General features: G+C 68.5%; 10 protein-coding genes. 6 read left to right on the forward strand and 4 right to left on the reverse strand.

The window, feature by feature from the left end; all coding sequences use genetic code 11:
* Positions 1–95 precede the first annotated feature (95 nt).
* Together RTU05_RS00905 and mfd are read left to right on the forward strand one after the other, a co-directional pair.
* Positions 96–422, forward strand: a complete 327-nt coding sequence (locus tag RTU05_RS00905) for a succinate dehydrogenase assembly factor 2 (protein ID WP_312594920.1) — start codon at positions 96–98, stop codon at positions 420–422.
* Positions 422–3868 (forward strand): transcription-repair coupling factor, encoded by a 3447-nt coding sequence (mfd, locus tag RTU05_RS00910; protein ID WP_312594922.1) that lies wholly within the window; start codon positions 422–424, stop codon positions 3866–3868. The genes RTU05_RS00905 and mfd overlap by 1 nt, the downstream gene beginning before the upstream one ends.
* A gap of 8 nt (positions 3869–3876) precedes the next feature.
* On the opposite strand, the gene RTU05_RS00915 is transcribed toward mfd, so the two are convergent.
* Complete coding sequence (locus RTU05_RS00915; RefSeq protein WP_312594924.1) at positions 3877–5184, reverse strand: diguanylate cyclase domain-containing protein; 1308 nt, start codon at positions 5182–5184, stop codon at positions 3877–3879.
* Positions 5185–5482: 298 nt separating this feature from the next.
* Between RTU05_RS00915 and RTU05_RS00920 the strand changes: the two genes are divergently transcribed.
* Positions 5483–6328 (forward strand): YihY/virulence factor BrkB family protein, encoded by an 846-nt coding sequence (locus RTU05_RS00920; RefSeq protein WP_409410512.1) that lies wholly within the window; start codon positions 5483–5485, stop codon positions 6326–6328.
* On the opposite strand, the gene RTU05_RS00925 is transcribed toward RTU05_RS00920, so the two are convergent.
* A complete protein-coding gene (locus tag RTU05_RS00925) occupies positions 6285–6536 on the reverse strand; it encodes a sulfurtransferase TusA family protein (protein ID WP_312594929.1) in 252 nt (83 codons plus the stop codon). The two genes, RTU05_RS00920 and RTU05_RS00925, sit on opposite strands and share 44 nt — an antisense overlap.
* Positions 6533–7021 carry a CinA family protein gene (locus tag RTU05_RS00930; RefSeq protein ID WP_312594931.1) on the reverse strand — a complete coding sequence of 163 codons (489 nt, stop codon included), beginning with the start codon at positions 7019–7021 and terminating at the stop codon, positions 6533–6535. Before RTU05_RS00930 ends, RTU05_RS00925 begins: the two co-directional genes overlap by 4 nt.
* A gap of 40 nt (positions 7022–7061) precedes the next feature.
* On the opposite strand from RTU05_RS00930, the gene RTU05_RS00935 reads away from it, so the two are divergent.
* Complete coding sequence (locus tag RTU05_RS00935; RefSeq protein WP_312594933.1) at positions 7062–9347, forward strand: fused MFS/spermidine synthase; 2286 nt, start codon at positions 7062–7064, stop codon at positions 9345–9347.
* Here the strand turns inward: RTU05_RS00935 and RTU05_RS00940 are convergent.
* On the reverse strand, positions 9335–10498 hold the full coding sequence (locus RTU05_RS00940) for a bifunctional 2-C-methyl-D-erythritol 4-phosphate cytidylyltransferase/2-C-methyl-D-erythritol 2,4-cyclodiphosphate synthase (protein WP_312594935.1): 1164 nt from the start codon (positions 10496–10498) through the stop codon (positions 9335–9337). The two genes, RTU05_RS00935 and RTU05_RS00940, sit on opposite strands and share 13 nt — an antisense overlap.
* A gap of 95 nt (positions 10499–10593) precedes the next feature.
* Here RTU05_RS00940 and dusB point away from each other — a divergent pair, with 95 nt between their 5' ends.
* Both dusB and RTU05_RS00950 read left to right on the forward strand, forming a co-directional pair.
* Positions 10594–11649, forward strand: coding sequence for a tRNA dihydrouridine synthase DusB (gene dusB / locus RTU05_RS00945; protein WP_312595023.1), 1056 nt, complete (start codon positions 10594–10596; stop codon positions 11647–11649).
* Entirely contained in the window at positions 11646–13916 is a 2271-nt protein-coding gene (locus RTU05_RS00950; RefSeq protein WP_312594937.1) for a PAS domain-containing sensor histidine kinase, read from the forward strand. The genes dusB and RTU05_RS00950 overlap by 4 nt, the downstream gene beginning before the upstream one ends.
* The last annotated feature ends 3 nt before the right edge of the window (positions 13917–13919 follow it).

A 13919-nucleotide genomic window follows, 5' to 3' on the forward strand; every position in this document is an offset into this window, starting at 1 on the left:
CTATCTGCGCTTCTTCCATTTCGGGTGCGCCATCGCTCGCCGCGCGGCGGATCGCAGCTTGAGCGCACCGGCATATTCAACGGGCAAGGATTCTTGTGGCCGAAATCGACGCGCGCCCCGAAGGCGAAATGACCCAGGACCGCAAGCAGCGACTGGGGCGCATCCAGTTCCGCTCATGGCGGCGGGGGTTCCGCGAGGCCGACATGGTGCTGGGGCCGTTCTCGGACCAGGTGGCGCCGACGTTGAGCGACGCTGAGCTGGATGAGTATGAGCGGCTGATCGAGGAGGAGGATCAGTGGCTCTATGGCTGGATCATCGAGCGTGAGCCGACGCCGCCCGAGTTCGAAACCCCGGTGATGGCCAAGGTGCGGGCCTTCATGCGCGCCCATGTCGCCGCCGAAGTCAGCAAGGGTATCGGTTGATGGATCAGCAGGTGATGCGGACCGACGCCGATCTGGGCGGTGCGCCGGAGGGGCTGGACGCCCTGATCACGGCCGAGCGTCTGAAGATGGCGGGCGGGGTAGCTGTGTTCGTCGCGCGGGATTATCAGCGGTCGGGCGCCTTCGTTCAGGCGTTTCAGTTCTTCTCGCAAGATATTGAAGTGCTCGAGTATCCGGCCTGGGACTGCCTGCCCTATGACCGGCTGAGCCCCACGGCGGGCATTGCGGCGCAGCGGATGGCGGCCCTGACGCGGCTGGCGCAACGCAAGGTGGACGACGCGCCGGTGCTGGTCGTCACGACGATTTCGGCGGCCATGCAGCGGACGCCGCCCCGGTCCGTGACCCTGCAGGCCGGGTTCGAGACCAAGGTCGGGCGTGATCTGGATATCCAGGCTCTGGAGCGGTATTTCGCCGCCAACGGCTATGTCCGCGCCTCCACCGTGTCGGAACGCGGGGAGTTCGCGGTGCGCGGCGGGGTGGTGGACGTCTATCCGCCCGGCTTCGCCGAGCCGGTGCGGCTGGACATGTTCGGCTCCGAACTGGAGTCGATCCGCACCTTCGATCCCGAGACGCAGCGCTCCACCGGCCAGATGACGTCCGTGTCGCTGGCGCCGGTGTCGGAGGCCCTGCTGGACGCGGCCGCCATTTCGCGCTTCCGCACCGGCTATCTGAACCTGTTCGGGGCCCCGGGCGACGATCCGCTGTATTCGACGATCAGCGAGGGCGCGCGGCGTCAGGGCATGGAGCAGTGGCTGCCGCTGTTCTACGACGGCCTCAACACCCTGTTCGATTATCTGCCGGACCAGGCGCAGGTGTTTCTGGACAATCAGGTCGAGACGGCGCGCGGCGAGCGTTGGGACCTGATCGCCGACGCCTATGAGGCGCGGGCCGAGGCGGCCAAGGCGAAGGGCGGCGCGGTCGCCAATCGCGCCCTGCCGCCAAAGCAACTCTATATGGACGCGGGCGACTGGAACCAGGCGCTGGCGGGCCGGGCGGTGAGGCGGTTCACGCCCTTCTCTAACGGCGGCGAGGACGCGGGCGGACGGCTGGGGCGGACTTTCGCGGCCGAACGGGCGCAGGACAGCGTCAATCTGTTCGAGGCCGTCGCCGCCCACGCCCAGACGCTGAAAGGCGAGGGCAAGCGGGTGCTGTTCGCATCGTGGACCGAAGGTTCGTCGGAGCGTTTGGCGACCATGCTGGCCGACCACGGGCTGGATCACATCGTCGCCGTGCGCGACTGGGCCGATGTGCAGTCGGCGCCCAAGGACCTGTATCTGCGGGGCGTCCTGCCGGTCGAACATGGCTTCGTCACCGACGATGTGGCCGTGATCTCCGAGACCGACATCCTGGGCGACCGGCTGGCGCGGCCGAGAAAGAAGCGTCGGGCCTCGAACTTCCTGGCCGAGGCCTCGGCCCTGACGACCGGCGATCTGGTGGTCCACCTGGATCACGGCATCGGCCGCTATGAAGGGCTGAAGACGCTGGATATCCAGCAGGCGCCGCACGACTGCCTGGAGCTGATGTACGCCGGGGAGAGCAAACTTTATCTGCCGGTCGAGAACATCGACCTTCTGACCCGCTACGGCTCGGATTCCGAAGGGGCGCAACTGGATCGGCTGGGCGGCGCGGGCTGGCAGGCGCGCAAGGCCAAGGCCAAGGAGCGGCTGCGCGCCATGGCCGAGGGGCTGATCGCCCTGGCCGCCAAGCGGGCTCTGCGCGAGACGGAGGCCGTCACCCCGCCGCCGGGCCTGTTCGCAGAGTTCTGCGCGCGCTTCCCCTATGAGGAAACCGACGACCAGCTGAACGCCATCGGCGACGTGCTGGAGGACCTGGGCAAGGGCGTGCCGATGGATCGCCTGATCTGCGGCGACGTCGGCTTCGGCAAGACCGAGGTCGCGCTGCGGGCCGCCTTCGTGGTGGCCATGACGGGGCAACAGGTGGCGGTGGTGGCCCCGACCACCCTGCTGGCGCGCCAGCACTTCAAGACCTTCACCGAACGGTTCGCCGGCTGGCCGGTCAAGGTGCGTCAGCTGTCGCGAATGGTGACGGGCAAGGAGGCGACGGAGACGCGGGCGGGCCTGAAGGACGGCTCGGTCGAGATCGTGGTCGGCACCCATGCGGTCCTGGCCGAACAGGTCGGGTTCCGCGACCTGGGCCTGGTGATCGTGGACGAGGAGCAGCATTTCGGCGTCAAGCACAAGGAAAAGCTGAAGACCCTGCGGGCCGATGTCCATCTGCTGACCCTGACCGCAACGCCGATCCCGCGCACCCTGCAGATGGCCCTGACCGGCATTCGCGAAATGTCGATCATCGCCACCCCGCCGGTCGATCGCCTGGCGGTGCGGACCTATGTGACGCCGTGGGATCCGGTGCTGGTGCGCGAGGCCCTGCTGCGCGAGAAATATCGCGGCGGTCAGGCCTATTATGTCGCGCCGCGCCTGAAGGACCTGCCGGACATCGAGAAGTTCCTGCGCGAACAGGTGCCGGAGGTGAAGTTCGTCGTCGGCCACGGCCAGATGAGCGCGACCCAGTTGGAGGAGGTGATGAGCGCCTTCTACGACGGGGAGTACGACGTGCTGGTCTCGACCACCATCGTCGAGAGCGGGCTGGATATTCCCACGGCCAATACGCTGGTCGTGCACCGGGCCGACATGTTCGGCCTGGCCCAGCTTTATCAGATCCGGGGTCGGGTCGGGCGGTCCAAGGCGCGGGCCTTCGCCTATCTGACCACCGATCCGATCAAACCCATGACCCTGTCGGCCGAACGGCGTCTGCAGGTGCTGCAGTCGCTGGACAATCTGGGCGCCGGTTTCCAACTGGCCAGCCACGATCTGGATCAGCGCGGGGGCGGCAATCTGCTGGGCGACGAACAGTCGGGCCACATCCGCGAGGTCGGCGTCGAACTGTACCAGCAGATGCTGGAGGACGCGGTCGCCGAGCTGAAGGAAAAGGGCGAGGGCGTGACCGTGGATCGCGGCTGGTCGCCGTCGATCAACGTCGGCGCTTCCGTCTTGATTCCAGAGGATTACGTGCCGGACCTGAACGTGCGTCTGAGCCTTTATCGCCGTCTGTCCGACGCCGAGCGGAGCGAGGATCGCGAAGCCCTGGCCGCCGAGTTGATCGACCGGTTCGGACCGCTGCCGGACGAGGCGCAGCAGTTGCTGAAGATCGTCGGCATCAAGGCCAATTGCCGCCGCGCCTGTATCGAGAAGATCGACATCGGGCCGCGCGGCGCGGTTCTGACCCTGCGCGACAACAGCTTCCCGAACCCTGTCGGGCTGGTGGGGCTGATCCAGAAGAACCAGGCGTTCTGGAAGATCCGGCCGGACCAGAAGATCGTGGTGTCGGGCGATTGGCCCACGGCGGAAGATCGATTGAGGGTGGCGGAACGGATCACCGCCGATCTGGCGCGGGTGGCGGGGGCGTAACGCCCCCGTCAGCGTGTCTTTTCGAACAGGTCGGCGGACGCGCGTTCCAGAAGGGCGGCGGCGCTTTCGTCGGGGCGCATCTCGGCGGCGCCGACGTCGAATTCGGCCACGAAGGGCGAGCGGTCGGGGCCGGCGTCGAAGGCGGTGCAGCCGATGACGGCGGCGATCCGTTCGGCCGCCAGGCGCGCCGGCTCGGCATGGGTGGCGGGCAGGGCCAGGGCGAAGACCTCCTTGGCCAGACGCGCCGGCGTATCCTCGACCCTGACCAGGCGCGAGACCATGGCGCCGATCTGGGGCATGGCGCGGTCCAGCCAGCCGCCCTGGCGCGCCCAGGTGACCGCCTCGGTCTCTCGCACCCGCAGGACGCAGACCGACAGCGGACGTTTGCGCGCGCGAGACGCCTCGGCCACGCGGGCCAGATGGCTGGCGAACAGTTCGGGCGTGAACAGGCCCGTCTCGGGGTCCATCAGCTCCAGACTACGCACCGAATCGAGCGTCTTTCGGATGCCCAGGTGGGTGCGGTGGGCGCCGGCCAGGGCCAGGATCCGCTCGGCCGTCTCGCCCTCCGGCGTATCGACCGAGGCGACGTCGGCGAAGCCGCGATTGAAAAGCTCCGACAGGCTGATCTCGTTCTTGCCGCGCAGATAGAGCATCAGGGGGATGTGATAGAGGCGGGTGTTGCGCTTCATGCCCGCCGCAATGGACAGGGCGGGCGCGTGATCCTGGGCGCCCCACAGGACGGCGGCGTCGAACGGGCTTTCGTGCAGATAGTCGAAGGCGGTGTAAGGGGTAGGGGCGGCGATCACCTCGACGCCCGCAGCGGTCAGGGCGTTGGACAGGGCCAGGAAGCGGCGGTCGGCCACCCCGGCGGCCAAGACACGCAGAGGACCGTCGTCCTGGGGGCGGGCGTCCAGCGTGACGCCGCGCGTGGCGAAGGTGGTGACGCGCAGGCGAAACTCCTCCTCGGCGATGGCGGCGCGGCCCAGCTGCTCCAGCCGCAGCGCCGCCTGGGCCGGATGGGGCGGGACGGACATGGTCATGTCGGCGCCGTCGATGCTGTCGGGCCGGGCGCCCACCACCAGAATGGGCAGACGGCGCGGTTCGGCGGCGGCGCGCAGGCGCAGGGCGACGTCCTCGCCCATGCCGTCGATGTCGACGACGGCGGCTTCCAGCGGGAAATCCTTCAGCGTCATCTCGCCCGAGACGACGTCGCGCGCCGTCACCGTGCGCCATCCCAGGGCGTCCAGTCCGGCGGCGAGCGGCCCGATCCGGCCGTCGTCGGCCGCCAGGATCAATACACGCGCGTCGAAAGCCAAGCCGGTCGTCTCCGTAAGCCCATACGCCCAAGCTGGGCGGAAAGCCGGCGGACCATAACGACGAGGGTGTTAAGGATGCAATGTCACGGCAGGCCACAGCACGGCGAGATGGTGGAAAGACCGTCCTCACGCGGATGAGACTTTAACCGACGGCGGAATCCGCTAGGTTCCGCCGCTTGCAGTAACGGTTGTGGGGACCGGCTTGAGCGAACAGCTGACACGATCGGTGCTGAAGGCGCCTGGATTCTGGGGCGGACTGGCGGTCAGAGCCTTCACCCGCAGTTGGGGGCGCGACGTCATGCTTTATACGGGCGGGGTGTCTTTCTTCGCCCTGCTGGCGGTGTTTCCGGCCATCGCCATCCTGATCGGCTTCTATAAGCTGGGCCTGTCGATCAGCGAGGTCAGCGCCCAGGCGGCCGCCCTGTCGGACCTGTTGCCCAACGCCGCCCAGACCATATTTCAGGACGAGATCGCCCGGTTGAGCAACGCCTCGGCCCGGACCGTTTCGGCCCAGAGCGCCTTCGCCCTGTTCGTCGGCGCCTATGCGGCGCATCGCGGATTCAAAGCCTTGCTGGCGGGATTGAACCTGATCCATGATGAGACGGAGCCGCACGGCTTCTTCAAGTTCAACCTGCTGGCCTTCTTCGTCGCCGTCTTCGCCTTCGCCCTGTTCACCGTGGTGTCGGGGGCGGTGGTGACGGTGCGGATTCTGGCCCACGCCTCCTCGGCGGCGGCCGAATCTCAGGCCCGGGCCATGGCGCCGCTGGACTCCTTCCTGCCCGCCATCGGCTTGGTGATCGGGATGACGCTGCTTTACCGCTACGCCATGAGCCACCGGACGCCGGTCGCCTGGCTGCCGGCGGCGGTGGGCGGGCTGGTGGCCACGCTGATGTCGGTGGTGTCGTCCTGGCTGTGCGCCATCTATGTCGAGCAGATCGCGCCCCTGGGGGCCACCTATGGATCGGTCGGCGCGGTGGTGGTGCTGCTGATCTGGCTGTCGTGGAACGTCAACGCCATCTTCTATGGCGGAGCCTTCGCCACGGAGATGGAGCTGGCCGCCAAGAAACAGGCCGAGTTGGACGCCGCGCCGGCCAGCGTGGTCAATCTGTCGGAGCGTCGGGCCAGCCGCCGGTCTCGATCGTAAGACTTAAGGCTCCATCGGCCTCTTCGATGGCGAGGACCTTCCCGCCCTTCTGAGACATCAGGAACGGCACATCGATCCGTGCCATCGGGTCCGTGGCCAGCAAAACGTACCGTGCGCCGGGGGGCGCGTTCTGCATCGCCTTCATCAGCTTCAGGCTGGGGACGGGGCAACGATGGCCGCGTGCATCGACGACGATGGGATCGCTCACCCCAGCCGATCCGCCAGCAGCTCCAGCGCCAGGCGCACGCTGGCCAGACGCACGGCGTCGCGGCCGATGTCGCCGAATCGCATTTCGCGGTGAACGACGCCCGAAGGCCCCGAAGCGGCGAAATGCACCAGGCCGACCGGCTTCTCGGCCGATCCGCCGCCGGGGCCGGCCACGCCGGTGACGGAAACCGAAACCTGGGCGCCCGAATGGACGACCGCGCCCGCCGCCATCGCGCGAGCCGTCGCCTCCGACACCGCGCCGTGGCGGGCCAGGGTCTGTTCGGGCACGTCCAGCATCTGCCTCTTGGCGGCGTTGCTGTAGGTGACGAAGCCGCGATCCAGGGCGGCGGACGATCCGGGGACGGCGGTCAGGGCGGCGGCGACCAGGCCGCCGGTGCAGCTTTCGGCCGTCGTCAGCATCAGGCCGCGTTCGCTGGCGGTTGCGACGATCTGTTGCGCCAGGCGCTGGATGTCTTGGGGGAACATGGTCTTTTCATAGGCCGCGAACCCGGCTCTAACCAGAGGCATGACCGAGGCCGTCGAACCGCTGCGTCCCGCCGGCCGGAAGGCCGATCCCCTGGCGCCGATCCTGTTCGCCGTCGCCATCTTCACCTCGGCCTGTCTGGTCTTCGTTGTGCAGCCGATGGCGGCCAAGCTGATCCTGCCGACGCTGGGCGGGTCGCCGTCGGTGTGGAACGCCTCGATGGTCTTCTTCCAGACGGCGCTGCTGGCCGGATACGCCTATGCTCACCTGTTGCAGCGCCTGCCCAGCCTGAGAGCGCAGGTGGGGATGCATCTGGCCCTGCTGGCCCTGGCGGCGCTGTTCTTGCCCTTGAGGATCAGCGGGGTATTCGGAGATCCCGATGCGGCGCAGCCGGCGCTGTGGCTGCTGGCGACCCTGGCCGTTTCGATCGGCGCGCCTTTCGCGGTGCTGTCAGCGACCGCGCCCTTGTTGCAGGCCTGGTACGCACGGGTGCGGGCGGGTCATGCGGACGGGGCCAACCCCTATGTCCTCTACGCCGCGTCTAACCTGGGCAGTTTCCTGGCGCTGTTGGCCTATCCGATCCTGATCGAACCGCTGGCCAGCCTGTCGGGACAGCGGCTGGGGTGGAGCCTGGGCTATGGGCTGTTCGTGGCCATGGTGATCGGTCTGGGGCTGCTGGTCTGGCGCCGGCGCGAGATCGGGGCGGCCGAGCCGGCGCCCCTGGCCGCCAGCGCCCCCATCCCGTGGCGCGAAAAGGGGATGCTGGTGCTGCTGGCCGCCGCGCCGTCCAGCCTGATGCTGGGGGTGACGGCGCACCTGACCACCGATGTGGCCTCGGCGCCCTTCCTGTGGGTGATCCCGCTGGCGCTGTATCTGCTGACCTTCGTGATCGCCTTCCAGACGCGGCCGGCCGTTTCGCCGGTGCTGGCGCTGAGCCTGCAAGGGGCGATGGCGGCGGCGTGCGCGGCCCTGATCGCCTTTCGCACCGGCGAGTGGGTGCTGGTCTTCACGGTCAATCTGGCGGCCTTTTTCTTCACGGCCCTGATGTGCCATCAGCGGCTGGCGGCGCGGCGGCCGCCGCCGGACCGGCTGACCGAATTCTATCTGCTGCTTTCGCTGGGCGGGGTGGTCGGCGGGGCTTTCAACGGCCTGATCGCGCCCATGGTGTTCAACATGGTCTGGGAATATCCGCTGGTCCTGGTCGCCGCCGCCCTGCTGAGGCCGCGGAGCCGTCGCGAGATGCGGCCGTGGGAGATCATGTGCGGCGTCGCCGGCGTCGTGATCGCCTTCCTGGGGCCGCTGTCGATGGAGGCGGTGCGTTACGCCCCCGACATCCGCGCGGCCGTGCCGGACGCGCAGTTGATCCGCATCGCCCAGGCCATCCTGGGCATCGCGGCCATGTTCGCCTTCCTGGTGCGGGACCGGGCGGTGATGTTCGCCTTCGTGCTGGGGGCCATCGTCTGGTCGGGCTATCATCTGGCGAGGGGCTATGACTGGGCCCTGTCGGAACGCAGCTTCTTCGGCGTCATGCGTGTGGCCCAGATCGACGATCCGCTGATGGGCGGGCCGGTCCATGTTCTGATGCACGGCACGACCCTGCATGGGGCGCAGGCGCAAGGACCGTCGCGCCTGTGCCAGCCGACCCTGTATTACGCCACCGCCACCCCGCTGGGTCAGGCCATGTTGCAGACCCAGGCGCGTCATCTGGACGGGGCGCGCGTCGGGGTGGTCGGCCAGGGATCGGGCGCCCTGGCGGCCTACAAGCGCGAGCAGGATCGGCTGACCTTCTTCGAGATCGATCCGATGGTGGACCGGCTGTCGCGGGATCCGCGCTGGTTCAGCTTCATCGACGGGTGCGCCGACGGGCCGGTGCGGACAGTGATCGGCGATGCGCGCCTGACCATGGATCGGGAGCCGGCGGGATCGTATGACCTGCTGATCATCGACGCCTTTTCCTCGGACGCCGTACCGACGCATCTGCTGACGGTCGAGGCGATTAAGGGCTATCTGCGGCTGCTGGCGCCGGACGGGGTGGTGGTCCTGCACCTGTCGAACCGAAACCTGGAGATCACCCGGCCGGCCGAGGCGGCGGCCCAGGCGCTGGACGCACCCCATCTGCATCAGGTCTATCTGGAGAAGTCGGGGCAGGGCCAGATGGCCGAAGCCTCGACCGAGGCCCTGCTGATCGGCAAGAGCCCTGCGGCGGTGCAGCCCTATCGCGACGACGGCCGCTGGCGCGTGCTGGACAAGACCGACGTCCGTCCGTGGACGGACGATTACGTCAATCTGTTCGGTTCGCTGGTGCGCCAGATGCGCTATTCGCGCTGACGGACGGGCATTTCCACGGCGACCACGGCCTGGGCGGCCAGGCCCTCGCCGCGGCCGGTGAAGCCCAGGCCCTCGGTCGTGGTGGCCTTGACGCTGACGGCGTCCAGCGGAAGGTTCAGCAGGGCGGCGATCCGGTCGCGCATGGCCTGGCGGTGCGGCTTCACCTTGGGACGTTCGCAGATCAGGGTGACGTCCACATTGACGATCCGCCCGCCACGCTGGGCCGTCAGTTCGGCGGCGTGGACCAGGAACTGGTCGGACGAGGCGCCCTTCCACCTGGGATCGGTCGGCGGAAAATGGTCGCCGATGTCGCCGGCCGCGATGGCGCCCAGTATGGCGTCGGTCAGGGCGTGAAGCCCGGCGTCGGCGTCGGAATGGCCGATCAGGGTCTGGTCGTGCGGCACCTCGATCCCGCACAGCCAGACCGAACCGCCCGGACCCCAGCGATGGACGTCGTAACCCGAGCCGATGCGGGTCTGATAGCGGGGGGCGTCTTGCGACAGCAGGGCCTCGGCCATGGCGAAATCCTCGGGGAAGGTCAGTTTCAAAAGGCGGGGATCGCCGGAAACCAGAACGACGCGGCCGCCCGCGCGCTGGACCACCATGGCCTCGTCCGTCGGCGGATCGGCGTCGGTCCAGGCGGCGTAGGCGGCTTCGATCACGCCGCGCCGGAACGCCTGGGGGGTCTGGGCGCGCCACAGGTCGTCGCGGGCCACGGCCTCGGTGATCGTCCGATCCTCGGCGCGACGCAGGCTGTCGGCGACGGCCAAAGCGGGCAGGGCGCCGTCCGCGTCGTCCAGCGCCGCCACCAGGCGCGCGACGATCTGGGCGCCCAACAGCGGGCGCGCGGCGTCGTGGATCAGGACGGGTCGATCCGGGCCGCAAGTCAGGGCGGCCAGACCCGCCCGCACCGAATCGGCGCGGGCGTCGCCGCCGGCGACGGCGCGCCAGCCGGTAAGGCCGTCAAGCGCCTCCGAAGCGCGGCCCTCTGAGCCCGGCGCCACCACCACGATCAGTTCGGCGGCCCCGGCGTCCAGCATCGCCTCGGCCGACCAGCGCAGCACGGGCTTGCCGCCTAGCCGCCGCCATTGTTTGTCGCCCCCGGCGCGCGAACCGGAACCGGCCGCGACGATGATGCCCGAAAAAGTCATGGCGGCCTTGATAATGCGCGCCGCGACGAGGCGAAACCATCAATCGGCCCCGGTCATGCTTGACGAAGGGGGGCGTGATGCTGCGAAAGGCGCGGATGGCCAAGACCCTTCAGATCGGCGACGTGACCGTGCCCGGCCAGGTGCTGATGGCGCCGATGACGGGCGTCACCGACCTGCCTTTCCGCCTGCTAGCGTCCCGACTGGGGGCGGCCTATGTCGCGACAGAGATGGTGGCGGCCAAGGAACTGGCGCGCGCCAGGCCCGACGTTGTGCGGCGCGCGGCGGTCGGGGCGGGGCTGCCGCTGACGGTGATCCAACTGGTCGGGCGCGATCCCGAACAGATGGCCGAGGGCGCGCGCATGGCCGAAAAGGCCGGGGCCGACATCGTCGATCTGAACTTCGGCTGTCCGGCCAAGGAGGTGACGGGATCGGCCGCCGGATCGGCCCTGATGCGGACGCCGGATCTGGCGTGTCGGATCATGGAGGCGGTGGTCGAGGCGACCGCGCGGCCGGTGACGGTCAAGATGCGGCTGGGCTGGGACGACGACAGCCGCAACGCCGCCGATCTCGCCCGGCGCGCCGAGCAGGTCGGGGTCAAGGCGGTGACGGTCCACGGCCGCACGCGCAAACAATTCTATACCGGCCATGCTGACTGGGACGCGGTGGGGGCGGTAAAGGCGGCGGTGGCCATTCCGGTCATCGTCAATGGCGACATCATCACGGCCGAGGCGGCGCGCCAGGCGCTGGCGCAGTCCGGGGCGGATGGGCTGATGCTAGGACGCGGCGTCTATGGGCGACCCTGGCTGGCGGCGCATCTGGAGCGGGCGCTGAGCGACGGGGTCGATCTGGCCGAGCCTGGCCCGGAGGCGCGGCTGGACATCGTGGTGGAGCATCTGCGGGCGTCCATAGCGTTTTACGGGATGCTTCTGGGCCTGAAGATGTTCCGCAAACATCTTGGCTGGTACATCGAGCAGGCGCCGTGGCCGGCCGATCCGCAACACCGCCGTGATGCCAAGGCAAGAATTTGCCGATTGGAAGAACCGCAAGCCGTCGAAGCCGCGATGCACGACCTCTGGCGATCAAATCGGTCCCACATCGACAAGTCCGTTGTTGAAAACGCGCCACAGGTGATGGAGAGTGCTGTGGCATGACGGATACGCCTTCAGCGACGACACCTGCGCCCGGCCGTACGCCGGACGACGAGTCGTTCTGGGGGTGGGTCGATACGGAACGGGCGCGGACCGGGTTCGGGGTCGCCTATTTCCTGGCCGTGGCGATCACGGCGGCGGCGATCTGGCTGGTGGCGGTGGCGCCCGGCGCCGGAGGCGGGGCGGCGCGCGGGTCCAGCAGCGAAATCGCCCTGATCGTGCTCATCGCCAATCTGGTGTTGATCGCGGGCCTGGCCTTCATCGTGGGCCGTCGCGTGCTGACCCTGGCGCGCAGCACGGAAGAAGCGGGGTCGCGCCTGCACCTGCGGTTCGTGGCCCTATTCTCTATGGTGGCGCTGATCCCGTCGGTGCTGATCGCCCTGGTGTTCGGGGTGCTGGTCAACCGGGGGGTGGATCAGTGGTTCAGTCAAAATGTTCAGGCCTCCGTGGAAAACGGCGCGATCGTCGGGAGGGCCTATATTCAGGACGTGTCGTCGGCGATGGACGCCGATCTCGGGACGATCTCGGAACAGTTGGGCAGCGCCCGAGGTCTGTTCGACGACCGAATCCAGTTCAACGCCGCCCTGGCGCAGGTCGGCGAAATCTTCGGCTATCCCGCGATTTACATTCTGAATGATCGCGGCGAGGTGCTGGCGCGCGCCGAAAGAGTTGGGGCGCCCCCCTATCTGGCGCCGCCCAAAGACATCATGGAAGCGGCGGCCGAGGGCGGCCAGCCGCCGCAAACGGTGACCGAACATCCCGACGCGGTGCGGTCCATCATCGCCCTTCCTGCCTATGGCGACGCCTTTCTTTACTTGGTGCGGCCGCTGCAGGATGGACTGGTCGCGCGTATGAATACGTCGATCCAATCGATCCAGGCCTATCGCGAGGCGCAGGAAAGCCGGGCGCGGATTCAGTCGGCCTTCATCCTCAGCTATTTGGAAACGGCGCTGCTGGTGCTGGTGGGCGCGGTGTGGCTGGGGATGTCGGCCGCCAGCAGCATATCGGCGCCCATCGGACGGCTGGTGAAAGCTGCGGGCCAGATCGCGGGCGGCGACTTCACCGCACGGGTGGACAGCGCCGGCGCCCCGGCCGAGATCGCCACCCTGTCGGACGCCTTCAACCGCATGACCGGCGATCTGCAGGACCAGCAGAGCGCGCTGAAGGCGGCCAGCGACGAGGCGCAGGACCGCAGCCATTTCATCGAGACCGTTCTGTCGGGCGTCAGCGCCGGCGTGATCGGCCTGGATCGGCGCGGTCGCGTGTCCGCCATCAACGACAGCGCCCTGCAACTGCTGCACATCGAGGAAGCCGAGGTGTTGGGGCACGAACTGGCGGCCCTGTCGCCGGAACTGAGCGATCTGGTGCGCCGGGCCGAAGCCCATATCGAGGAGGACATCGACGTCAGCCGGGGCGGCGACACGCGGCGCCTGCGCGTTCGCATCGAGGGCGGGCAGGGGGGCGAGATGGTCCTGACCTTCGACGACATCACTCGCCTGGTGACGGCCCAGCGCAACGCCGCCTGGCGCGACGTGGCCCGCCGTATCGCCCATGAGATCAAGAACCCCCTGACGCCGATCCAACTGTCGGCCGAGCGGCTGAAACGCAAATATCGCGCGCGGATCGGCGAGGATGTCGAGATCTTCGACCGCTGCACCGACACCATCATCCGGCAGGTCGGGGACATCGGCCGGATGGTGGATGAGTTCTCGTCCTTCGCCCGGATGCCGGCGCCGCGCTTCGCCCCGTCCAACCCGTCCGAGATGCTGCGTGAGGCGGTGTTCGCTCAGCGGGTGGCGGCGCCCGACATCGTGGTCGACATCGTGGAGCCTCTGCCGCAGGTCGTGCTGGAAAGCGACGGACGGATGGTGGGGCAGGCCCTGCTGAACATCCTGAAGAACGCCGGCGAATCCGTCGCGGCGCGTCGGGCGGCGGCGGGCGAGGATGCGGCGTCGGACGATCCCGGCGTGATCGCCTCGCTGGTCGTCGAGGACGGTCATGCGACCTTCGTCATCGAGGATGACGGCGTGGGTCTGCCGGCGCGCGACCGCGACCGTCTGACCGAACCCTATGTCACCACGCGCGAAAAGGGCACGGGCCTGGGTCTGGCCATCGTCAAACGCATTTGCGAGGACCACGGCGGCGAGCTGAAGCTGGCCGACGCCCAGACGCTGCGCGGCGCGCGCGTGTGCATGATCTTTCCCCTGAACCCCCACGGCAAGGCCGGCGACGGCCTGGAGCGCAGGCTCCAGACCGTCGCCGCCGAATAGCGA

The sequence above is a fragment of the Brevundimonas sp. genome, assembly GCF_032017145.1.
Taxonomy (GTDB): domain Bacteria; phylum Pseudomonadota; class Alphaproteobacteria; order Caulobacterales; family Caulobacteraceae; genus Brevundimonas.